Origin of the sequence: Nocardioides sp. GCM10023255 (assembly GCF_042653125.1) — a bacterium.
In the GTDB taxonomy this organism is placed as follows: domain Bacteria; phylum Actinomycetota; class Actinomycetes; order Propionibacteriales; family Nocardioidaceae; genus Nocardioides.
Genome location: NZ_JBHSHU010000003.1, coordinates 137,848 through 158,705, shown reverse-complemented (window position 1 = coordinate 158,705; position 20,858 = coordinate 137,848). Strand labels below are relative to the sequence as shown.

Sequence of the window (20,858 nt, the reverse complement as noted above, 5' to 3'; positions counted from 1 at the left end):
CTGTCATGAGTCATGACGACAATGACTGATGACGTTGACCGGGGCCTGACTGCTCCGGCATCGCGACTGCTGCCCGGCCTGGGCTTCGCGGTGCTGTCGGCCATGTCGTTCGGCCTGTCGGGGTCGCTGGCCAAGGGGCTGCTCGACTCGGGCTGGAGCGCGGGAGCCGCCGTCACCGTCAGGGTGGTCGTCGCCGCCCTTGTGCTCGCCGTGCCCGCGGTCGTCTCGTTGCGGGGGCGCTGGTGGCTGCTGCGCCGCAACGCGGGCCTTGTGGCCGGCTACGGGCTGGTCGCGGTCGCGGGCTGCCAGCTCGCCTACTTCAACGCCGTCGTCCACATGCAGGTCGGCGTCGCCCTGCTCATCGAGTACACCGCGCCCGTCGCGGTGATCGGCTGGATGTGGCTTCGGCACGGCCACCACCCGGGGCTGCTGACCCTGGCCGGTGCCCTGGTCGCCGCCGTCGGCCTGGTGCTCGTGCTCGACCTGCTCTCGGGGGCCGACCTCAGCGTCCCCGGCGTGGTCTGGGCGCTCGGCGCGATGGTCGGCGCCGCGACCTACTTCGTGCTGTCCGCGAGCGAGAGCAACGGCCTGCCGCCCCTGGTCCTCGCCGCGGCCGGGCTCACGCTGGGGGCGGTCGCCCTCCTCGTGGCCGGCGCCGTCGGCGTCGTGCCGATGCACGCGGCCACCGACCCGGTGTCCTACGACGGTGTCCGGGTCGCGTGGTGGCTCCCGCTGCTGGGGCTCGGCGTGGTCACCGCCGCGCTCGCCTACGTCACCGGTATCGCCGCCGGCCGCCGGCTCGGCTCCCGGCTGGCCTCGTTCGTGGCACTGCTCGAGGTGCTGTTCGCCCTCGTCTTCGCCTGGCTGCTGCTCGGCGAGCTGCCCCGCGCGGTCCAGGTCGCCGGTGGCGCGCTGATCCTGGTCGGCGTGGTGGTGGTGAAGCTCGGCGAGCGGGGCACGACCGCCCGTTAGCGCGCGTCCTGCCGTGGCACGAACACCTCGCGGATGATCAGCAGGATCGCGGCCGCGGTGGGGATCGCCAGCAGGGCACCGACCACGCCGAGCAGCGCCGCCCCGATGAGCGCGGCGATCACCGTCACCGCGCCGGGGATGTCCACGGACTTCGACATGACCCGCGGGTAGATGACGTAGTTCTCCAGCTGCTGGTAGACGACGTAGAACACGATGCAGATCAGCCCGATCTTCGGGTCTGTCGCGAACGCGATCGCCGTGACGATCACGGCGCCGATCGTGGCCCCGATCATCGGGATCACGTCGAGCAGAGCGACGACGAACGCGAGGGCCACTGCGTACTCGCTCAGGCCCACCACGAACAGGAAGACCAGCGAGGAGATCCCGGCGCAGAGGGCGACGACGAACGCACCGGAGACGTAGCCCCCGACCCCGCGGATGATCTCGTCGCCGAGCTTGCTCACCCGCTCGCGGCGCGAGGCGGGCGCGAGGCGGTAGAGCGCGTGCTTGGTCTTCTCCAGGGACGAGAGGAAGTACAGGGTGAGGACGACGACCACGAAGGCGTTGAGCAGCACCGACAGCACCGCCAGGCCGATGCCGAGCACGCCGCCGAAGAGCCCGCTGACGAACTTGCCGTCGGAGACGTAGGCCTTGGCCTTGTCGACGACGTCGTACTGCCGGTCGACGTCGCGGACCCACCGGTTGTGCTGGAGGGAGTCGAGCCAGTCGGGGGCGTTCTTGCCGAGCGCCGTCACCTGGTCGGTGATGACCGGGACGAAGGCCACCAGGAAGAGGGCCAGGGCCGCGACCACGCCGATGATCACCGTGACCACGGCGAAGGAGCGTCGCATCCCGCGCCGCTCGAGCCACTCGACGACCGGGTTCAGCCCGGCTGCCAGGAAGAGCGCCACGACGATCTGGATCAGCACCGAGCTGACGCCGACGATCAGCCCGCCCAGCCACCAGGCCAGGAAGAGACCGAGCCCGGCGAAGAGCCCGATCAGGAACGGCGAGCGCCTCGAGAACGGCTTGCCGGGCTCGCCGAGGTCACGCTCCCCGTCGGACTCCCAGGTGCCCGCCCCGGGCTCCCTGGTGGAGTCCTCCTCGGTCCCGGCGGCCGCGCCGTCCCCGTCGGGCGGGGACGTGGGACCCGCTCCTGCCGCCTCGTCGGCGGCAGGAGCCGAGTCGCCTGCCACTACTTGTCCTCGTCGTCGCCGAATCCGGCGACCACGTCGCGCAGGGAGGCCAGCTGGGCGCTGATCGCGTCGCGGCGCTTGGTCATGCGGTCGACCTCGGCGCGCACGGCTGCGAGCTCCCTCTCCTGCTCGGCGTTGCCCGCCGACGTGATCGAGTCGGCCTGGGTCCGGGCCGAGGCCACGATCTGCTCGGCCTCACGCCGGGCGCGGACCAGCAGCGCCTCGGCCTCCTTCTGCGTCTGGTGCCGCAGCTCGTTGGCCTGGTTCGACGCCTCGCGGGCCCGCTGCTCCGCCGCGGCCGCGCGCTGCTCGGCCTCCTCGACGAGGCGACGGGTCTCGGCCACCGCGTTGGTGTGGTGGTCGGTGGCCTCGCGGGCCAGCCGCTCCTTCTCGACCGCGAGCGTGCGGCGGGCCTCCTGGACCTCACGGTCGGCGGCGGCCCGGGCCTGCTCCGACTCGCGCTTGGCGGAGGTGCGCAGCTCGTTGGTCTCCTGCTGGGCGGCGAGGCGGATCTGGTCGGCCTCACGCTTGGCCGAGGCCAGCATGTCCTCGGACTCGGCGCGGGCCATCGACCGCTCCTGCTCGGCATCGGCCATCAGGCGGCTGCGGCTCTCGTCGAGCTCCTTGAGCTGCACCATCCGCATGTCCTCGGCCTCGCTGGAGGCCTCGGCGCGGATCGCCTTCGCGTCCCGTGCGGCCTGCTGGCGGATCTCGGCCGCGTCCCGCTGGGCGGTGGCGCGCACCTCGGCCGCCTCCTCCTCGGCGAGGCGCAGCATCGCGCTGGCGCGGCCACCGAGGCCGGCGTACGACGGGTTCTGGTTCTCGGCGAGCTCCTGCCGGGCCGCCTCGAGGGCGGTCTCGAGCTCGGAGACCCGGCGCTGGGCGGCCGTGAGGTCGCTGCTGAGGCCGGACCGCTCGGACGCGAGCTGGCGCACGCGGGCGTCGACGGCGTCCCGGTCGTAGCCGCCCCGTCGCACGACCGGGAAGCCGGTCACCGCGCCGGAGGAGGCGGGGGCGGCCGGCGTGGCTGCGGCGGCCGGGGTGGTCGTCGGTCGGCTCGTGGCCGGGGCGGCCGGAGGCAGCACCGGCCCGGGCTTCGAGGCCGCCGGGGCGCCCGTCGCGGGCTGGCCGCCCGCGGGCTTGCTCGCGGCAGCCGGGGGAGTCGTGGACTTCTTGACCGTGGGGATCACCTGGGTCGCCTCGTCGTCGACGGACGTGTCGGTGGCCTCCGGCTCGTTGTCGAAGATGGACAGACCCTCGTCGCTCATGTGTGGGTACCTCTCCCAGAAGTGTCGTGTTGCCGGCGTTGGCGCCCAGTCTCCCCGATCACCCGGGAACAACCCACCCCGGCTCGCGGACCAAAATCCGCGAACCGGGGTGGAAGTGGCGCGATCGGGGCTTCAGACCCCGCGGAACCGGTTGATCTCGGCCAGGTGCTTCTCCCGGAGCTCCGGATTCCGGACGCCGAGCCCCTCCTCGGGGGCCAGGCAGAGCACACCCACCTTGCCCTGGTGGGCGTTCTTGTGGACGTCGAGCGCCGCCTGGCCGACCTCGTCGAGGCTGTACGTCTTCGACAGCGTCGGGTGGATCTTGCCCTTGGCGATGAGCCGGTTGGCCTCCCACGACTCGCGGTAGTTGGCGAAGTGGGAGGAGATGATCCGCTTGAGGTTCATCCACAGGTAGCGGTTGTCGTACTCGTGCATGTAGCCCGAGGTCGAGGCGCAGGTGGTGATGGTGCCGCCCTTGCGGGTGACGTAGACCGAGGCGCCGAACGTCTCGCGGCCGGGGTGCTCGAAGACGATGTCGATGTCCTCGCCGCCGGTCAGCTCGCGGATCTTGGCGCCGAAGCGCTTCCACTCCCGCGGGTTCTGCTCGGTGCCCTCCTCGTTCCAGAAGCGGTAGTCCTCCTCGGAGCGGTTGATGATCAGCTCGGCGCCCATGGACCGGGCGATGGCGGCCTTCTCCTCGTTGGAGACCACGCAGATCGGGGTGGCGCCGCCGTTGAGGGCGTACTGCGTCGCGAAGCCGCCCAGGCCGCCGGAGGCGCCCCAGATGAGCACGTTGTCGCCCTGCTTCATGTCGCCGCCGTTCTTGGAGACCAGCTGGCGGTACGCCGTGCAGTTCACCAGACCGGGGGAGGCGGCCTCCTCCCAGGTGAGGTGGTCGGGCTTGGGCATCAGCTGGTTGGCCTTGACCAGCGCGATGTGCGCGAGACCGCCGAAGTTGGTCTCGAAGCCCCAGATCCGCTGCTCCGGGTCGAGCATCGTGTCGTTGTGGCCGTCGGGCCCCTCCAGCTCGACCGAGAGGCAGTGCGCGACCACCTCGGCGCCGGGCTTCCACGAGTGGACGCCCGGGCCGGTCTGCAGCACGACGCCGGCGAGGTCGGAGCCGACCACGTGGTAGGGCAGGTCGTGCCGCTTGGCCAGCGGCGAGAGGCGGCCGTACCGCTCGAGGAACCCGAACGTCGAGACCGGCTCGAAGATCGAGGTCCACACGGTGTTGTAGTTGATCGCCGAGGCCATCACGGCCACGAGCGCCTCGCCCGGGCCGAGCTCGGGCAGCGCGACGTCCTCCACGTGCAGCGACCTGCGGGGGTCCTTGTCACGGCTGGCCTGGCCCTCGAACATGTCGACCTCGTCCTTGTGCACCGTGACGGCGCGGTAGGACTCGGGCAGCGGAAGGGCGGCGTACTCCTCGGCGGAGGTGTCACCGGCGAGGATGGCGTCGAGGATCTGCTTCACGAGGACTCCTGCTCGATTAGGGGTCGGCGCGACCACGGACCGCCCCGCGGCGCGAGGCGGGAGGCCTGCCGGTCGTGGCGTCGCAATCTACTCATGGGTAGCCACGGGTGTCAGCCGCGTGTGACCTGTCTCGCGTCGTCCTGCCCGAACGGGTCATGCCGCGAAGGTCTTTGGTCCCTGTCTGGACAGGCCGACGTCCGCCTAGCGTCAGGCGCGAACGCCATCGACAGTCCAGGGGGGATCACTCATGGCGAGCACACAGGCACACCCTCGTGAGCGGCTGCTGCAGTCCGCTCGTGACTACGCAACCGCCCTGTCCGGGCTGTGGAGGCCGCGCACCCGAACGACGCTGGCGGCCTCGTCCCGGCGAGCCGTCCGACCGAAACCGATGTCCCCGGGCACGCCGCTGGCCGACCTCGCCTCGCGGCGCGTCGACAGCAGCCTGCACGAGGCATCGCGTCGGGTGTGCCGGGCGATGCTGCTGCTGGCCCCGCTGCGCGACTCCCAGGACCCCGAGCTGCGAGCGGCCTACGAGAACATCCACGACGTCATGGGCGACCTGGCGAGCATCCACCACTGGTCCTCGCTGGCCGCGATGGCTCCGGTGCAGAGCGATCGTCCTACGGCGGACTGAGGTCGTCGCCCGCGCGGTGGTGCTCCTCGTGGAGCGCCACCGCTATGTCGCGCAGCTCCCGCAGCGAGTCCTCCAGGATCCGCATCGCCTCGTCGGTGTGCGGCCGGACCGTGCGTGGGACCCAGTCGAGCGTGCCGCTGAGCAGCAGGTGTGCGCGTGAGACGTCCATGGTGACGTCCATGAGCTGGGCCCGGAGGTCGGGCACGACCTCGTTCGGGCCGGTGTCGGTCGACATGCGTCGTCCCCCCAAGGACCGCGGCGTCGCCGCGGACGCTGTTGACGGTGTCCAGGCAGGTCCGTACCCGTCCGGGCCGCCGGGCACGAGCGCACGCCGAAGGTTTTACCTTGCCGCCGGTTCGACGAGCTCCACGAGGACCCCGCCCGCGTCCTTGGGGTGGATGAAGTTGATCCGCGAGTCCGAGGTGCCGCGCCGGGGCTCGTCGTACAGCAGGCGCAGCCCGCGCTCGCGGAGGATCGCGCTGACCGCCTCCACGTCGGTCACCCGGTAGGCCATCTGCTGGATGCCGGGACCGGACCGGTCGAGGAACTTCGCGATCGTCGACTCCGGCGAGAGCGGCGCGAGCAGCTGGATGCAGGACCCGGACTCGCCGACGGCCATCATCGCCTCGCGGACGCCCTGCTCCTCGTTGGTCTCCTGGTGGGCCAGCCGCATGCCGTAGGTGTCCCGGTAGAAGGCGATCGCCTCGTCGAGGTCGGGAACCGCGATGCCGACGTGGTCGATGGCGGTGAAGAGGTGCGCGGGGATCTGGGGTGCGGAGGTCATGGCGCACATCGTCGTACGACGGGGGAGTGCTCGCGAGGGCGTGTGAGGTTTTCCTCACCGGCCGCCCACTGCCTCGCCGCTCGCGGGTGTGGGTATCGTCGCACTCATCAGCCCGTGAGCGCCCTGCAGCGCCCTCAGGGCCCACCGTTGACGCATCGATGGAGGCACCTCCCATGGCAGCAAAGACCGGCGGATCCGTGATCGTGGCCGGGGCTCGCACCCCGATCGGACGCCTGCTCGGCGGGCTCAAGGGCCAGTCCGCCGCCGACCTGGGCGGTGTCGCCATCAAGGGCGCGCTGGAGAAGGCCGGCGTCGCCGGCGACCAGGTGGACTACGTGATCATGGGCCAGGTCATCCAGGCCGGCGCCGGGCAGATCACCGCCCGCCAGGCCGCGGTCAAGGGCGGCATCCCGATGACCGTCCCCTCGATCACGATCAACAAGGTGTGCCTCTCGGGCATCAACGCGATCGCGATGGCCGACCAGCTGATCCGCGCCGGGGAGCACGAGATCGTGGTGGCCGGTGGCATGGAGTCGATGACCCAGGCGCCGCACCTGCTGCCGAAGTCCCGCGAGGGCTTCAAGTACGGCGACACCAAGCTGGTCGACTCGATGGCCTACGACGCGCTCCACGACCAGTTCACCGACCAGGCGATGATCAACCTGACGGAGAGCTGCAACGCCGCCGGGAAGAACCTCACCCGCGAGGAGCAGGACGCGTTCTCGGCGCAGTCGCACCAGCGTGCGGCCGCGGCGTGGAAGAACGGCCTGTTCGACGACGAGGTCGTGCCCGTCACCATCCCGTCCCGCAAGGGCGACATCACCGTCAGTCAGGACGAGGGCGTCCGCGGCGACACCACCGTGGAGTCGCTCGCCGGCCTCCGCCCGGTCGCCAAGGACGGCACGATCACCGCCGGTTCGGCCTCGCAGATCTCCGACGGCGCCTGCGCCGTGGTCGTCATGAGCAAGGCGAAGGCCGAGGAGCTGGGGCTGACCTGGCTCGCCGAGATCGGCGCCTCGGGCCAGGTCGCCGGCCCCGACTCGACGCTGCAGCTGCAGCCCGCGCGCGCCATCGAGGCCGCGGCGGCCAAGGAGGGCATCGCCGTCTCCGACATCGACCTGTTCGAGCTCAACGAGGCGTTCGCCGCCGTCGGCATCGAGTCCGCGCGCCAGCTCGGTGTCTCGCAGGACAAGGTCAACGTCAACGGTGGGGCGATCGCCCTCGGCCACCCCGTGGGCATGTCCGGCGCCCGCATCGTGCTGCACCTCGCGCTCGAGCTGAAGCGGCGCGGTGGCGGCACGGGCGCTGCTGCCCTGTGCGGCGGCGGCGGGCAGGGCGACGCCCTGATCATCCGGGTCCCGGCCTGAGCACGAGCGCGGGAGGCGCGCCGGTGGGCGGCCGGCGCCGCCCCGCAGGACGAGGGGCGGCGTCGGTCCCCGACCTGGTCTCCCGGGCCCGGGAGGGGGACGCGCGCGCGGTCGCCCGGCTGATCTCGTTGGTCGAGGACGAGTCGCCGCTGCTCCGCGAGGTGATGGCGGCGCTGGCCCCCCACACGGGTCACGCCCAGATCGTCGGCATCACCGGCTCGCCCGGCGTCGGCAAGTCGACCTCGACCAGCGCCCTGGTCACCGAGCTGCGCCGCCACGGCAAGCGCGTCGGGGTGCTCGCGGTCGACCCCTCGTCGCCGTTCTCCGGCGGCGCCCTCCTCGGGGACCGGGTGCGGATGCAGGACCACGCCCTGGACCGTGAGGTCTACATCCGCTCGATGGCCTCGCGCGGCCACCTCGGCGGGCTGTCCTGGACGACCCCGCAGGCGCTGCGCGTGCTCGATGCCGCCGGCTGCGACGTGATCCTCATCGAGACCGTGGGCGTGGGTCAGAGCGAGGTCGAGATCGCCGGGCTCGCGGACACCACGATGGTGCTGCTCGCACCCGGCATGGGGGACGGGATCCAGGCCGCGAAGGCCGGCATCCTCGAGATCGGCGACCTCTACGTCGTGAACAAGGCCGACCGGGACGGCGCCGACCAGGTCCGTCGCGACCTGCGGTCGATGCTCGCGCTCGCGGACCGTCCCGAAGGTGCGTGGAAGCCGCCGATCGTCAAGACCGTCGCGCAGCGTGGTGAGGGACTCGACGAGGTGGTCGAGCAGATGGACGCCCACCACGCGTGGCTGGAGTCCTCGGGCGAGCTCGAGAATCGGCGCACCCGCCGCGCCCGCGACGAGATCGAGGCGATCGCCGTCACCGCGCTGCGCGAGCGCTGGGGCGACGTCCACGGACGCTCCGAGCTGGACGACCTGGCCGCGGCCGTCGCCGCCGGGAAGTCCGACCCCTACTCGGCCGCCGACGAGCTGCTGGACGCCTTCACCGACTGACCGCCTCCGCCACACGCCGGGCCGCGCCCGGGTCGAACAGGATCGTGTAGTGGTTCGTGTTGTCGATCGTCTCGACGCTCAGCACCGGCACAGCCTCGGCGTACGCCGCCACGGCCTCGGCGGGCAGCAGTCCCGGCGGCTCCCCGAACATGCCGCGCGGTGCCACCAGCAGCGTGGTGGGCAGGGTCGCGCCACGCAGCGCGCGGTCGATGGCCGGCGCCGACAGGAGCAGGTCGCGACCGTCGGCCCGCACGGCCTCCTCGACCGCACGGGAGCGGACGCCGTCGGGCGTCTCGAGCGCGTCGTAGCGGACGTAGGCCTCGATGGTGGCGTCCCAGGAGGGCCCGAGCGCGGGATGGGCGCGGAAGAAGTCGACGTACGACGTCACCGAGGGGTACGTCGTGTGGAGCCGCTCGAGGGCCGGCCCCAGGGTGGCGGCCAGCAGCTCGTCCGGGTCCGCGCCCTCGGGGAGCGGCAGTGGCACGCCGCCGTCCACGAGCACCACCCGGGTGAAGAGGTCCGGTCTCTCGGCGGCGACCAGCACCGAGACGTAGGCGCCCATCGAGTGACCGAGCAGCACGACGTCACCGCCGAGCGCAGCGGCGACGGTCGCCACGTCCGTCACGTGGCCGCCGAGGCCGAACGGACCCCGCAGGTCCCGCGAGGCGCCACGTCCGCGCAGGTCGAGCGCGACGAGGCTCCAGTCGTCGGGCAGGGCCGCGGCCACCGCCGGCCACGCCATCGCGGAGGCGGTGATCCCGTGGACCGCCAGGACCGTGCGGGGGCCGCTGCCGAAGCGCAGCGCGTGCAGGGTGCCGGTGGGGGAGTAGAAGGACATCGGCTCAGGGGGCACGTCCACATGGTGGCCCAGATCACATCATCGGTGTCGCAGGCGCGCCTGGCGCACCCGCCGCGCCGACCCTGCTAGACACGTCTGGACCAGTGCTTTCGGGGGTAGTGGACGGAGTTTTCTCGGGATGAACGGCAAGAAAGTGGTCCTCGGCCTGCTGGTGCTGTTTCTGGGCTTCTGGATGTTCCAGGACCCGCACGGCTTCGCAGTCTCGGCCAAGTCGGCCGGCGCCGGCTCGTGGGACGCGCTGACGGTGGTGTTCCGCGGCGTGATCCGGTTCATCGGCGAGATGAGCTGAGCCGACGTCGTGGTGAGGCTGGCCCGGCCGACCGACGCCGACATCGGTCGACACCTGCTGCGTGACGAGGGCGAGGTGATCGTCGACATCGTCCACCACCACTGGGCGGCGTACACCGTCCCCGTCCTCGAGAGCGCGCTCGCGGTGCTGATGCTGGGGGCGACGTCGGTGGTCCCCGTGCAGGTGTCCACGGTGCCGTTCGTCGTCGCGCTGGCGCTGTTCGCGCACGCGGCGTGGGGCGCAGCGCGCGAGCGCCGCGACCGGTTCGTCATCACGAACATGCGGGTCTTCCGGGTGCACGGCGTCCTCTCCTCGAACCTCGCGACGATGCCGCTGAGCCGGATCCTCGACATCACCGTGGTCAAGCCGCTGCACGGACGGATCCTGGGCTTCGGGCACTTCGTCTTCGAGTCCGCCGCGCAGGAGCAGGGGCTGCGCGACATCCGCTACGTCGGGAGGCCCGACGAGCGCGACCTCTCCATCCAGCGGGTGGTGCAGCGCTCGGGCCTGCGGGGGCCGAAGCGGGTGAACTAGGGTGCGCGCATGTCGCGCCTGCCCTTCGACCCGATCGACGAGGCTGCCCGGCAGTGGGCGCAGCGGTGGCCGGGGGTCCCCGCGATGCACGCGGTCACGTCGCTGATGCGCGTGCAGCAGCTGGTGATCGGACGGCTCGACGCGATCCTCAAGCCGCACGGGCTGACCTTCGCCCGCTACGAGGCGCTGGTGCTGCTCGTGTTCTCCTCGCGCGGGTCGCTGCCCCTGGGCAAGATGGGCGAGCGGCTCCAGGTGCACCCCACGTCGGTCACCTCGATCGTGCAGCGGCTGGAGGCCTCCGGGCTGGTGGTGCGTCGCCCGCACCCCGAGGACGGTCGGGCCGTGCTGGCCGAGATCACCGACGCCGGCCGGGCGCTGGTCGAGACCGCCACCGGTGACCTGGTCGACTCCGACTTCGCGCTCGGGGCACTCTCCGACGACGAGCTCCGCTCGCTGTCCGAGCTGCTGGCGCCCGTGCGGCACGCAGCGGGCGACTTCTAGTCGTGGTCACGTCCGACGAGGTACGCCGCGTCGGGCTGGCGCTGCCGCGCGCGTACGAGCAGCTGGTCCGGGGGCGTTGGAAGCTCAAGGTGCGCCAGATCGTGTTCGTGGCGTTCTCGGCCGACGAGACGTCGATGGGGTTCGGCTTCCCGCGGGCCGAGCGGGACGGGCTGGTCGCCTAGGACCCCGGGACGTTCTTCCTCCCGCCGGCCTCGGACCTGCGCTACCAGTGGGTGTGTGCCCACCTGGACCGGCTGGACCCCGAGGAGATGCGCGAGCTGGTGACCGACGCCTGGCGGATGTGCACGCCGGCGATGCTGCACGACCTCCCGGAGCTGCCGGCGCCGACCGCGGCGGCGTGGGCGGCGATGGACGCGGGGGAGTGGGACGGGCTGCGGACGCTGCTGCACCCCGACGTCGAGTGGTCGGACGGGCCGCTGCGGCTGCGTGGGCGCGCCCGGGTGCTGGAGCACCTGCGCAGCGGGTCCGACGCCGCGGCCGCCCGCGCGGGTGGAGGTCCTCGACGGGCAGGTGCGCCGCTGGGTGCGCTGACGACTTCACGGAATTAGTAGGGCGTCCTACTATTTGTCCATGACCGAGAACGCACGCGTCCGCTGGCAGTCCCGCTACGAGCAGTCCCGGGTGCGTGAGGCCGACTTCACGACGCTCAGCGGGCTCGAGGTGGAGCCGGCGTACGGCACCGAGACCTCGGAGTGGCCGGGCGAGTTCCCGTTCACGCGCGGGCTCTACCCCACCGGCTACCGCGGCCGCACGTGGACGATCCGACAGTTCGCCGGGTTCGGCAACGCCCAGCAGACCAACGAGCGCTACAAGATGATCCTCGGCCGCGGCGGTGGCGGGCTCTCGGTCGCCTTCGACATGCCCACGCTGATGGGCCGCGACTCCGACGACCCCAAGTCCCTCGGCGAGGTCGGCCACTGCGGCGTCGCGATCGACAGCGCCGCCGACATGGAGATCCTGTTCGACGGGATCGACCTCGGCGACGTCACCACGTCGATGACGATCAGCGGCCCGGCGGTCCCGGTGTTCTGCATGATGATCGTCGCCGCCGAGCGCGCGGGCGTCGACACGGGCAAGCTCAACGGCACCCTGCAGACCGACATCTTCAAGGAGTACATCGCCCAGAAGGAGTGGCTGTTCGGCCCCGAGCCGCACCTGCGCCTGATCGGCGACCTGATGGAGTACTGCGCCGAGAAGATCCCGGCCTACAAGCCCCTCTCGGTCTCCGGCTACCACATCCGCGAGGCCGGCTCGACGGCCGCTCAGGAGCTCGCGTTCACGCTCGCCGACGGGTTCGGGTACGTCGAGCTCGGGCTCTCCCGCGGGCTCGACGTCGACGTGTTCGCCCCCGGCCTGTCCTTCTTCTTCGACGCGCACGTCGACTTCTTCGAGGAGATCGCGAAGTTCCGCGCGGCCCGCCGGATCTGGGCGCGCTGGATGCGCGACGTCTACGGCGCGAGGACCGAGAAGGCCCAGTGGCTGCGGTTCCACACGCAGACCGCCGGTGTCTCGCTGACGGCGCAGCAGCCCTACAACAACGTGGTGCGCACCGGCATCGAGGCGCTCTCCGCGGTCCTCGGTGGCACGAACTCGCTGCACACCAACGCGCTCGACGAGACGCTGGCCCTGCCCTCCGAGCAGGCCGCGGAGATCGCGCTGCGCACCCAGCAGGTGATCATGGAGGAGACCGGCGTCGTCAACGTCGCCGACCCGCTCGGTGGCTCGTGGTACGTCGAGGCGCTCACCGACCGGATCGAGGCCGAGGCCAACGCGATCTTCGACAAGATCCTGGCCATGGGCGGCTCCACGCTCACCCACGCCGACACCGAGCAGCTCGCGGAGAAGATGCGCGCGTCCACCGGCGCGGCCGACGCCGCCGAGTGGCCGGTGACCCGCGGCCTCCTGCGCGGCATCGAGGAGGGCTGGTTCATGGGCGAGATCGCCGAGGCGGCGTTCCAGTACCAGGTGGCCCTCGAGAAGGGCGAGAAGCGGATCGTCGGGGTGAACTGCCACACCGACTCGGTCACCCACGACCTGGAGATCCTGCGGGTCTCGCACGAGGTCGAGGTCGAACAGGTCCGCGAGCTCGCCGCCCGCCGGCAGGGCCGGGACGAGGCCGCGGCCCGGGCCGCGGTCGACCGGATGGTCGAGGTGTCGCGCACCGACGAGAACATCATCGAGTCCATGCTCGAGGCCGTGCGCGCCGAGGCCACGCTGGGCGAGATCTGCGACGCGCTGCGCGCCGAGTGGGGGGAGTACCGCGAACCCGCGCGGTTCTGATGTGATCGTCGGGTGAACCCCACCCGCCTGCTCGCCGGGCTGCCGGACCACCCGCGCGTCGTGGTGTCCGGCAACCACGCGACGCCCTGGCACACCCTGTCCCTGGTCGACGGGGCGCTGCCGTCGTACCGGCTCTGGGCGCTCAACGGGCAGGCCGGCCTGCCCGACCGGGACGGGGTCGTGCTCGAGACCTCGTTCGTCGGTCCCGGCATGCGACGCAGCCCGCGGCTGAGCTACGTGCCGTCGCGGCTGTCGCTGGTGCCCCGGCTGTTCGAGACCTCCCTGGCGCCGGACCTGGTGCTGGTGCACACCACCCCACCCCGTGGCGGTCAGGTCTCCCTCGGCACCGAGGTCAACGTGCTGCCCGCCGCCCTCGAGGCCGTGCGGCGTCGCGGTGGGCGGGTGGTGGCCCAGGTCAACCGGCACATGCCGTGGACCTTCGGCGACGCTCTCGTGCCCACCGACGCCATCGACCTGATGGTTGAGGCCGACGAGCCGCTGGCGCACGCGCCGGTGGCGGCGATCGACGAGGCGTCGGCGCAGATCGGCGACCTGGTGGCGCAGCGGGTCGGTGACGGTGCCACGCTGCAGGCCGGCATCGGTGCCGTGCCCGACGCCACCATGCGCGGCCTCGTCGGGCGGCGCGGGCTGCGGATCTGGACCGAGATGTTCTCCGACAGCGTGCTGGCCCTCGAACGGGCCGGGGCGCTCGACGTGGACGTGCCCGTCCGCTCCTCGTTCCTCTTCGGGTCGCCGGAGCTGGTGGAGTGGGTCGACGGGAACGAGCGGGTGGAGATGGTCCGCACGGAGGTCACCAACGACCCTGCCCGGATCTCCGCGAACCCGGCCATGGTCAGCGTCAACACCGCGCTCCAGGTGGACCTGTTCGGCCAGGCGAACGCGTCGCGGATCCGGGCCCGCATCCACTCCGGCTTCGGTGGCCAGACCGACTTCATCGTCGGGGCGCTGCACAGCAGCGGGGGCCAGGCGCTGATGGCGCTGCGGTCCTGGCACCCCAAGGCCGACTGCTCGACCGTCGTCCCCCTCGTGGACGAGCCGGTCACGTCGTTCCAGATGAGCGCGATCGTCACGGAGCAGGGGGCCGCCGAGGTGTTCGGCCGCGACCAGCAGGAGCAGGCCCGGCAGATCATCGACAACGCCGCCCACCCCGACGTGCGCGAGGAGCTGCGCGAGGAGGCCGTGGCGCTCGGCCTCGCCGCGGCTCTCTAGGATTGGCCGCATGACGCAGCAGCCGTTCAGCCGCCCCGGAGCGATCGACCTCTCGGCCCTCAAGCGCCCCGCTCAGCCGACCCCGCCCCCGGCGGGTGCCCCCACGGGTGCCGGTGCGGCCGGCGCGCCGGCCGGCGGCTCGCCGTACGCCGTGGAGATCTCCGAGGAGAACTTCCAGGCGACCGTCGAGGCGTCGATGACCGCGCCGATCATCCTGGTGTTCTACTCCCGGGCCCGGATGCCGGAGAGCGGCCAGCTCGCCGACGACCTCCAGACGCTCTCCGCCGAGTTCGAGGGCCGCTTCCTGCTCGGCCTCGTCGACATCGACGCCGCGCCCGGCATCGCGCAGGCCATGCAGATCCCGTCGATCCCGCTCGTGGTCGCGGTGCTCGACGGCCGCCCGGCCCCGCTGTTCCAGGACGTGCTGCCGCTCGAGGAGCTGCGCACCGCGCTGAACCAGGTGATGCAGCAGCTCACCGCGCAGGGCATCACCGGCCGCCACCAGCCGCGCGCCGGCACCGCCCCCGAGGCGGCTGACGCCGGCGCCGAGGAGCAGGTCGACCCGCGCTACGCGCCCGCCCAGGAGGCGCTGGGCGAGGGTGACATCGACCGGGCCGTCGCGGAGTACCAGAAGCTGGTGGACGCCAACCCGGCCGACGCCGAGGCCGCCGCGGGTCTCGCGATGGCCAAGGTGCTCCAGCGGACCCGGGGCGTCGACCTCCAGCAGGCGCGCGAGGCCGCCGCGGCGAACCCCGACGACGTGGATGCCCAGACCCTGGTCGCCGACCTCGACATGCTCGGTGGTCACGTGGACGACGCGTTCACCCGGCTGATCGACCTGGTCCGCCGCAGCAGCGGTGACGAGCGCGACCAGGCGCGCGAGCACCTGCTCGGCCTCTTCGGCGCCGTCGGCAACGACGACCCGCGGGTGCTGCGCGGGCGCCAGAACCTCGCCTCGGCGCTCTTCTGACCGTCGGCCCGGCGCCCGGCGGACCGGCGCCCAGCGGACCGGCGCTCAGCGGGCCACTGCTCAGCGGGCCACTGCTCAGCGGGCCAGCGCGGCGAGGACCGCGCTGACCGCGGGGGAGTCGGACATCGACCGGCGGTGCACCGCGATCACGTCGCGGGTGGGCTCCGGGTCGTGGGCGGGCACGCCCACCAGCTCCTCGCCGAGCGGCTGACGGCCGAGGCGGGGCACCAGGGCGATGCCCAGCCCCGCGCGCACCAGCGCGAGGTGTGAGTCGAACTCCATCGAGGTGTGCGCGATCCGGGGCAGCCGGCCGGTGCCGGCGTACATCCGGGTCAGCCACTGCCGGCAGATCGTGCCCTCCGGGGTGGCGATCCAGTCCTCGTCCACGAGGTCGCGAGGGCTGACCCGGCGTCGGCGTGCGAGCGGGTGGTCGACGCGCACCACCACCTCGGCCACGTCGCGGGCGAGGTGGGTCGTCGCGAGGTGCTCGGGGACCGCCAGCGGCACGTCGCCCCAGCGGTGCACGACGCCGACGTCGCTCTGACCGGAGGCGACCAGGTCGATGGTGTCCCACGGCTCGCGCTCGGTCAGGACCAGCGCGAGGTCGGGGTGGGCGGAGCGGAGGTCGCGCGCGACCGGGGCGACCAGGCCGCGCATGGCGGTGGAGAAGGCGGTGAGTCGCAGCTGACCCGCGACCGCCCCGGCCCGCCGGTGCAGGCCGGCCTCCATCTCCTCGAGGTCCGCGAGCAGTCGCGCGCCCGTGTCGACGAGGTGCCGGCCGTGGCCGGTGAGCACGACGCCCCTGCCGACCCGCTCGAGGAGGGGTACGCCGGTCTGGCGCTCGAGGCGCTTGACCTGCTGGGAGACCGCGCTCGGGGTGTAGCCGAGCGCCTCGGCGGCGGCGACCACCGAGCCGTGCGCGGCCACGGCGCGCAGCGAGGCGAGCGCCGGAAGGTCGATCATGCAGCGATGCTACATGGACAGGCTGAGAAATCATCGCTGGTGCTTCATGGTCGCGACCCGGCAGGGTGGTCCCGTGAACCGTCGCGACTCCCTCCTGGCCGCCCTGGTCGCCTCGATCTGGGGCTTCAACTTCGTGGTGATCGACTGGGGCATGCACGGGGTGCCGCCGCTGCTCTTCGCTGCGATCCGGTTCGCCGCGGTCGTCGTGCCCGCGGTGCTGCTGGTGCCCAGGCCGAACGCCCCGTGGCGCACGGTCGCGGCGGTCGGGGCGTTCATGTCCCTGGGCCAGTTCGGCTTCCTGTACGTCTCGATGGCGGCGGGGATGCCGCCGGGGCTCGCCGCGCTCGTGCTGCAGGCACAGGTCATCTTCACGGTCGTGATCGCCGCGGGCGTGCTCCGGGAGCGGCCGACCGCGGCCCAGGTGGTCGGGGTGCTGCTCGGCTCGGCCGGGCTGCTCGTGGTCGCGGTGGGGCGCGGTGGCCACGTCCCCGCGTCCGCGCTCGCGCTCTGCCTGCTCGGCGCGCTGTCCTGGGGCATCGGCAACGTGGTCTCCCGCGCCTCGGGCGTCGCCGGTGGGCTGTCGCTGACGGTGTGGTCCGCGCTCGTCGTCCCGGTGCCCCTGCTGCTCCTGTCGGTCGCGCTGGACGGCCCCGCCGCGGTGTCCTCGGCGCTGGCGTCGTTCTCCTGGCAGGCGGTGGTCTCGACGCTCTACACCGCAGGGCTGGCCTCGCTCGTCGGCTACGGGCTCTTCAACGGCCTGCTGTCCCGCAACCCGTCTGCCGCGGTCGTCCCCTGGGTGCTGCTCGCGCCGGTCGTCGCAATGGCCTCGGCGTGGCTGCTGCTCGACCAGCGCCCGAACGCTGCCGAGACGTTCGGCGGCCTGGTGCTGGTGCTCGGCGTCCTGGTCGCCCTGCGGCCCGCGCGCCGTTCACGGGCGACGTCGTACGAACGGGTCGCGGCGGCGACCAGATCGCATGACGTCCCGCGGGCCGGCGCGGCGTCCTCAGCGGCCGGCCAGCGCGGCCCGGCCGGCCTCGAGCCGGGCCACCGGGACCCGGAACGGCGAGCAGGAGACGTAGTCGAGCCCCACCTCGTGGAAGAAGTGGATCGAGGCGGGGTCGCCCCCGTGCTCGCCGCAGATGCCGAGGTGGAGGTCGGGGCGTGCCTCGCGCCCGAGCCCCACGGCGGTCCGCACCAGTGAGCCGACCCCCTCGGTGTCGAGGGACTCGAACGGCGAGACGGGGAAGACGCCCTGCTCGAGGTAGGTCCCGAAGAACGACGCCTCGACGTCGTCACGCGAGAAGCCCCACGTCATCTGGGTCAGGTCGTTGGTGCCGAAGGAGAAGAACTCCGCCGAGCCGGCGATCTGGTCGGCGGTGAGGGCGGCCCTCGGCAGCTCGATCATGGTCCCGACCTTGAACGCGAGGTCGACGCCGGTCTCGTCCTGGACGGTGCGGGCCACCTCGACGATCCGCTTCTTGACCAGGTCGAGCTCGCGCACCGAGGCGACCAGCGGGATCATGATCTCCGGCCGTGGGTCGCCGCCCTGCTGGACCCGCGCCGCGGCGGCCTCCAGGATCGCTCGCGCCTGCATCGTGAACAGGTCTGGGATCACGATGCCGAGCCGCACCCCGCGCAGGCCGAGCATGGGGTTCTGCTCGTGCAGGCGGCGGACGGCTTCGAGCAGCTTGCGCTCCCGCTTCTTGCGGTGCCCGCGGGTGTCGGCGAGCGCCATGGCGACGGACAGCTCGGTGAAGTCGGGCAGGAACTCGTGCAGCGGCGGGTCGATCAGCCGGATCGTGACCGGCTGGCCGTCCATGGCCTCGAGGATCTCGGTGAAGTCCTGGCGCTGGAGGGGGAGCAGGGCGTCGAGCGCCTTCGCCTGCCCCTTCTCGCCCTCGGCGACGATGAGGTTCTCGACCAGCTCGCGTCGCTCCCCGAGGAACATGTGCTCGGTGCGGCACAGCCCGATGCCCTGGGCGCCGAACCTCCGGGCGCGCGCGGCGTCCCCGGCCGTGTCGGCGTTCGTGCGGACCGCGAGCCGCCGCGCGGCGTCGGCGTGCTCCATCAGCCGGGCGACGGCGGTCACCACCGGGTCGCCGGTCTGCTCGTCGCCCTCGAAGTAGCGCACGACGTGCGAGTCGGCCACGGGCACGGCTCCGTCGAAGACCTCGCCGGTGGTGCCGTCGATGGAGATCACGTCGCCCTCGCGGACGGTCTTGCCGCCGCGCACCGTGAACTCGCCGTTGCGGGTGTCGACCTCGAGCGCCTCGGCGCCGCAGACGCAGGTGCGGCCCATGCCGCGGGCGACGACGGCGGCGTGCGAGGTCTTGCCGCCCCGGCTGGTGAGGATGCCGCGCGCGACCATCATCCCGTGCAGGTCGTCGGGGCTGGTCTCCTTGCGGACCAGGATCACGTCCTCGCCGCGCTCGGCCCACTCCACCGCGGTGTCCCAGTCGAACACCGCCTTGCCCACGGCGGCGCCGGGAGAGGCGTTCATGCCCTTGGCCAGCAGCGTGCGCTCGGCCTTCGGGTCGAAGCGCGGGAACATCAGCTGGGCGAGCTGGGCGCCGGTGACCCGGCCCAGCGCCTGGTCGAGGTCGATCAGGCCCTCGTCGGCCATGTCCACCGCGATCCGGAAGGCGGCCTCGGGGGTGCGCTTGCCGACCCGCGTCTGCAGCATCCAGAGCTTGCCCTGCTCGATGGTGAACTCGATGTCGCACATGTCGCGGTAGTGGTTCTCGAGGGTCGCCATGATCTCGAGCAGCTCGTCGTGCGACTTCTTGTCGATGTCGCCGAGGTCGGCGAGGGAGACGGTGTTGCGGATGCCGGCGACGACGTCCTCACCCTGCGCGTTCTGCAGGTAGTCGCCGTACTCGCCCTGCTTGCCCGAGGCGGGGTCGCGGGTGAACGCGACCCCCGAGCCCGAGGACATGCCGCGGTTGCCGAACACCATCGCCTGGATGTTGACCGCGGTCCCGCCGTCCTCCGGGATCTGCTCCTGGCGCCGGTACAGCACCGCGCGCTCGGTGTTCCACGACTCGAAGACCGCGCGCACGGCGAGGTCCATCTGCTCGCGCGGGTCCTGGGGGAACGGTCGGCCGGCGTGCTCCTCGATCGCCTTCTGGAACGTCGCCACCAGCTCGCGCAGGTCGCCCACCTCGAGAGCCACGTCGTCGGTGGTGCCGCGCCGTTCCTTGAGCTGGTCGAGCTCCTCGGAGAAGACCTCGTCGTGGATGCCGAGGACCGTGGTGCCGAACATCTGCAGCAGCCGACGGTAGGAGTCCATCGCGAACCGCTCGTCGTCGCTCTGGGTCGCGAGACCGTGCACCGACTCGTCGTTCAGGCCGATGTTGAGGACCGTCTCCATCATGCCCGGCATCGAGTGCGCGGCGCCCGACCGCACGGACACCAGCAGCGGGTCCTGGGGGTCGCCGAGCGTGCGGCCCATCGCCTTCTCGAGCGCGGCGAGGTGCGTGCTGACCTCCTCACCGAGCGTGTCCGGCAGGTCCCCCTGCTCGAGGAAGGCGCGGCAGGCCTCGGTCGTGATGGTGAACCCTGGCGGCACCGGCAGGCCCAGGTTGGTCATCTCGGCGAGGTTGGCCCCCTTGCCGCCGAGCAGGTCCTTCTGGTCCTTGTTGCCCTGGGCGAAGTCGAAGACGTAGGTGGTCACAGGGCAATCTGTACCCCGTTTCGGCCCCGATGGGCAGGGGCAACGGGTCAGAAACCCGACTCGGTGTACGCCGAGGGGCCGCCGCCGGCGACCTGGTCGAGGGCGGCCCGGACCCGCCGTGCGGTGAAGTCGGCGCACCGTTTCTCCACCTGCTCGAGGGTGCAGAACTCGGCGGACCGGATCTCCCGGGTCTGCTTGACCACCGACTCGAGGATCGTGGGTGCGTGCCGGCCGCCGTCGAAGACCAGGCACAGCGCGTCGTCCCAGCCGCCCCACGGGGGCAGCCAGTCGGTGAGCAGCAGGCCGGCCGCCTCGATCTGCAGCCCGAGCTCCTCCTCGACCTCGCGGGCCACGGCCAGCTGGGGTGACTCGCCGACCTCGACCACGCCGCCGGGCAGGTCCCAGTCCTGCTTGTAGGTGAGCTGGCACAGCAGCACCCGCTCCTCGTGGTCGCGGATCAGCATCTGGCTGATCGCGCGCTTGCGGGGGAGGAACGAGTTGAGCAGGGCCCGGAAGCCGTCGGGCTCGTGCGCGGGGGCGTCGGTGGACAGTCGCGCGTAGACGATCCGGTCGACGCTCTCACCCTCGACGGTGATGCCGCGCATCACGCCCTCACGTCGCAGCCCCGACCAGGTGGCGACCCGCTGCCCCAGCTCGTCGTCGGGGGAGACCAGTGCCTCCACCCGCCCGTGCGTGGCGAGCGCGTCCTCGACCTCACGGCGTACGACCTCGACGGCGGCCGAGAAACCGGCGTCGTGCAGGTCGGCCACCCACTCGACCCGTGCGACGCCGTCGGCGACGGTCGTGGTGGTGGTCTGGTCGGGCACGGCTCCACCC

General features: G+C 72.2%; 21 protein-coding genes and 1 pseudogene. 13 read left to right on the top strand and 9 right to left on the bottom strand.

All coding sequences use genetic code 11. The features are described from left to right. Positions 1–21 precede the first annotated feature (21 nt). Positions 22–972 (top strand): EamA family transporter, encoded by a 951-nt coding sequence (locus tag ACFO9I_RS04500; RefSeq protein ID WP_379178228.1) that lies wholly within the window; start codon positions 22–24, stop codon positions 970–972. Here ACFO9I_RS04500 and ACFO9I_RS04495 read toward each other — a convergent pair. The 3 genes from ACFO9I_RS04495 to ccrA form a co-directional block, all read right to left on the bottom strand. Continuing rightward, positions 969–2,168, bottom strand: coding sequence for an AI-2E family transporter (locus tag ACFO9I_RS04495; RefSeq protein WP_379178226.1), 1,200 nt, complete (start codon positions 2,166–2,168; stop codon positions 969–971). The two genes, ACFO9I_RS04500 and ACFO9I_RS04495, sit on opposite strands and share 4 nt — an antisense overlap. After that, positions 2,168–3,436: a hypothetical protein gene (locus tag ACFO9I_RS04490; protein ID WP_379178224.1), complete on the bottom strand. Its 1,269-nt coding sequence runs from the start codon at positions 3,434–3,436 to the stop codon at positions 2,168–2,170. Before ACFO9I_RS04490 ends, ACFO9I_RS04495 begins: the two co-directional genes overlap by 1 nt. Before the next feature lie 132 nt (positions 3,437–3,568). Continuing rightward, on the bottom strand, positions 3,569–4,909 hold the full coding sequence (ccrA, locus tag ACFO9I_RS04485; RefSeq protein WP_379178222.1) for a crotonyl-CoA carboxylase/reductase: 1,341 nt from the start codon (positions 4,907–4,909) through the stop codon (positions 3,569–3,571). 247 nt (positions 4,910–5,156) lie between these two features. Here ccrA and ACFO9I_RS04480 point away from each other — a divergent pair, with 247 nt between their 5' ends. After that, positions 5,157–5,543, top strand: coding sequence for a hypothetical protein (locus tag ACFO9I_RS04480; RefSeq protein ID WP_379178220.1), 387 nt, complete (start codon positions 5,157–5,159; stop codon positions 5,541–5,543). On the opposite strand, the gene ACFO9I_RS04475 is transcribed toward ACFO9I_RS04480, so the two are convergent. Both ACFO9I_RS04475 and mce read right to left on the bottom strand, forming a co-directional pair. Then, the gene (locus ACFO9I_RS04475) at positions 5,530–5,778 is read right to left on the bottom strand and encodes a hypothetical protein (RefSeq protein ID WP_379178218.1); all 249 of its coding nucleotides are present in this window, start codon (positions 5,776–5,778) and stop codon (positions 5,530–5,532) included. The genes ACFO9I_RS04480 and ACFO9I_RS04475 overlap by 14 nt on opposite strands. A gap of 105 nt (positions 5,779–5,883) precedes the next feature. Further along, complete coding sequence (gene mce, locus ACFO9I_RS04470; protein WP_379178216.1) at positions 5,884–6,327, bottom strand: methylmalonyl-CoA epimerase; 444 nt, start codon at positions 6,325–6,327, stop codon at positions 5,884–5,886. Between the two features lie 173 nt (positions 6,328–6,500). Between mce and ACFO9I_RS04465 the strand changes: the two genes are divergently transcribed. Together ACFO9I_RS04465 and meaB are read left to right on the top strand one after the other, a co-directional pair. Further along, on the top strand, positions 6,501–7,694 hold the full coding sequence (locus tag ACFO9I_RS04465; RefSeq protein ID WP_379178214.1) for an acetyl-CoA C-acetyltransferase: 1,194 nt from the start codon (positions 6,501–6,503) through the stop codon (positions 7,692–7,694). A gap of 23 nt (positions 7,695–7,717) precedes the next feature. Beyond that, complete coding sequence (gene meaB / locus ACFO9I_RS04460; protein WP_379178212.1) at positions 7,718–8,701, top strand: methylmalonyl Co-A mutase-associated GTPase MeaB; 984 nt, start codon at positions 7,718–7,720, stop codon at positions 8,699–8,701. Here the strand turns inward: meaB and ACFO9I_RS04455 are convergent. Then, the gene (locus ACFO9I_RS04455) at positions 8,691–9,554 is read right to left on the bottom strand and encodes an alpha/beta hydrolase (RefSeq protein ID WP_379178210.1); all 864 of its coding nucleotides are present in this window, start codon (positions 9,552–9,554) and stop codon (positions 8,691–8,693) included. The genes meaB and ACFO9I_RS04455 overlap by 11 nt on opposite strands. Before the next feature lie 124 nt (positions 9,555–9,678). Here ACFO9I_RS04455 and ACFO9I_RS04450 point away from each other — a divergent pair, with 124 nt between their 5' ends. Genes ACFO9I_RS04450 through ACFO9I_RS04415 form a run of 8 tightly spaced genes read left to right on the top strand, consistent with a single transcriptional unit; the run spans position 9,679 to position 15,385 of the window. Next, positions 9,679–9,849, top strand: coding sequence for a hypothetical protein (locus ACFO9I_RS04450; protein WP_379178208.1), 171 nt, complete (start codon positions 9,679–9,681; stop codon positions 9,847–9,849). A 9-nt stretch (positions 9,850–9,858) separates the two neighbouring features. After that, a complete protein-coding gene (locus ACFO9I_RS04445) occupies positions 9,859–10,383 on the top strand; it encodes a PH domain-containing protein (RefSeq protein ID WP_379178206.1) in 525 nt (174 codons plus the stop codon). A 9-nt stretch (positions 10,384–10,392) separates the two neighbouring features. After that, entirely contained in the window at positions 10,393–10,884 is a 492-nt protein-coding gene (locus tag ACFO9I_RS04440) for a MarR family winged helix-turn-helix transcriptional regulator (protein ID WP_379178204.1), read from the top strand. A 2-nt stretch (positions 10,885–10,886) separates the two neighbouring features. Continuing rightward, complete coding sequence (locus ACFO9I_RS04435) at positions 10,887–11,066, top strand: hypothetical protein (RefSeq protein WP_379178202.1); 180 nt, start codon at positions 10,887–10,889, stop codon at positions 11,064–11,066. A 51-nt stretch (positions 11,067–11,117) separates the two neighbouring features. Beyond that, the gene (locus ACFO9I_RS04430) at positions 11,118–11,453 is read left to right on the top strand and encodes a hypothetical protein (protein ID WP_379178200.1); all 336 of its coding nucleotides are present in this window, start codon (positions 11,118–11,120) and stop codon (positions 11,451–11,453) included. A gap of 22 nt (positions 11,454–11,475) precedes the next feature. After that, a complete protein-coding gene (locus ACFO9I_RS04425; RefSeq protein WP_379178198.1) occupies positions 11,476–13,185 on the top strand; it encodes an acyl-CoA mutase large subunit family protein in 1,710 nt (569 codons plus the stop codon). A 12-nt stretch (positions 13,186–13,197) separates the two neighbouring features. After that, complete coding sequence (locus ACFO9I_RS04420) at positions 13,198–14,415, top strand: acetyl-CoA hydrolase/transferase family protein (protein WP_379178196.1); 1,218 nt, start codon at positions 13,198–13,200, stop codon at positions 14,413–14,415. A gap of 10 nt (positions 14,416–14,425) precedes the next feature. Beyond that, a complete protein-coding gene (locus tag ACFO9I_RS04415) occupies positions 14,426–15,385 on the top strand; it encodes a co-chaperone YbbN (protein WP_379178194.1) in 960 nt (319 codons plus the stop codon). 75 nt (positions 15,386–15,460) lie between these two features. Here the strand turns inward: ACFO9I_RS04415 and ACFO9I_RS04410 are convergent, their stop codons facing one another. After that, positions 15,461–16,348: a LysR family transcriptional regulator gene (locus tag ACFO9I_RS04410; RefSeq protein ID WP_379178192.1), complete on the bottom strand. Its 888-nt coding sequence runs from the start codon at positions 16,346–16,348 to the stop codon at positions 15,461–15,463. Between ACFO9I_RS04410 and ACFO9I_RS04405 the strand changes: the two are divergent. Beyond that, positions 16,347–17,249: pseudogene (locus tag ACFO9I_RS04405) on the top strand (EamA family transporter); the annotation flags it as partial. The gene ACFO9I_RS04410 and the pseudogene ACFO9I_RS04405 sit on opposite strands and share 2 nt — an antisense overlap. 102 nt (positions 17,250–17,351) lie before the next feature. Here ACFO9I_RS04405 and ppdK read toward each other — a convergent pair. Both ppdK and ACFO9I_RS04395 read right to left on the bottom strand, forming a co-directional pair. Beyond that, the gene (ppdK, locus tag ACFO9I_RS04400) at positions 17,352–20,021 is read right to left on the bottom strand and encodes a pyruvate, phosphate dikinase (protein ID WP_379178190.1); all 2,670 of its coding nucleotides are present in this window, start codon (positions 20,019–20,021) and stop codon (positions 17,352–17,354) included. Between the two features lie 47 nt (positions 20,022–20,068). Further along, positions 20,069–20,848: an NUDIX domain-containing protein gene (locus ACFO9I_RS04395; protein WP_379178188.1), complete on the bottom strand. Its 780-nt coding sequence runs from the start codon at positions 20,846–20,848 to the stop codon at positions 20,069–20,071. Positions 20,849–20,858 lie beyond the last annotated feature (10 nt).

Bases quoted from the DNA above. Each gene is read 5' to 3' on its own strand.
- ACFO9I_RS04500 (WP_379178228.1), top strand. From the start codon at position 22: ATGACTGATGACGTTGACCGGGGCCTGACTGCTCCGGCATCGCGACTG.
- ACFO9I_RS04490 (WP_379178224.1), bottom strand. From the start codon at position 3,436: ATGAGCGACGAGGGTCTGTCCATCTTCGACAACGAGCCGGAGGCCACC.
- ACFO9I_RS04480 (WP_379178220.1), top strand. From the start codon at position 5,157: ATGGCGAGCACACAGGCACACCCTCGTGAGCGGCTGCTGCAGTCCGCT.
- ACFO9I_RS04475 (WP_379178218.1), bottom strand. From the start codon at position 5,778: ATGTCGACCGACACCGGCCCGAACGAGGTCGTGCCCGACCTCCGGGCC.
- mce (WP_379178216.1), bottom strand. From the start codon at position 6,327: ATGACCTCCGCACCCCAGATCCCCGCGCACCTCTTCACCGCCATCGAC.
- ACFO9I_RS04465 (WP_379178214.1), top strand. From the start codon at position 6,501: ATGGCAGCAAAGACCGGCGGATCCGTGATCGTGGCCGGGGCTCGCACC.
- ACFO9I_RS04450 (WP_379178208.1), top strand. From the start codon at position 9,679: ATGAACGGCAAGAAAGTGGTCCTCGGCCTGCTGGTGCTGTTTCTGGGC.
- ACFO9I_RS04440 (WP_379178204.1), top strand. From the start codon at position 10,393: ATGTCGCGCCTGCCCTTCGACCCGATCGACGAGGCTGCCCGGCAGTGG.
- ACFO9I_RS04425 (WP_379178198.1), top strand. From the start codon at position 11,476: ATGACCGAGAACGCACGCGTCCGCTGGCAGTCCCGCTACGAGCAGTCC.
- ACFO9I_RS04415 (WP_379178194.1), top strand. From the start codon at position 14,426: ATGACGCAGCAGCCGTTCAGCCGCCCCGGAGCGATCGACCTCTCGGCC.
- ACFO9I_RS04410 (WP_379178192.1), bottom strand. From the start codon at position 16,348: ATGATCGACCTTCCGGCGCTCGCCTCGCTGCGCGCCGTGGCCGCGCAC.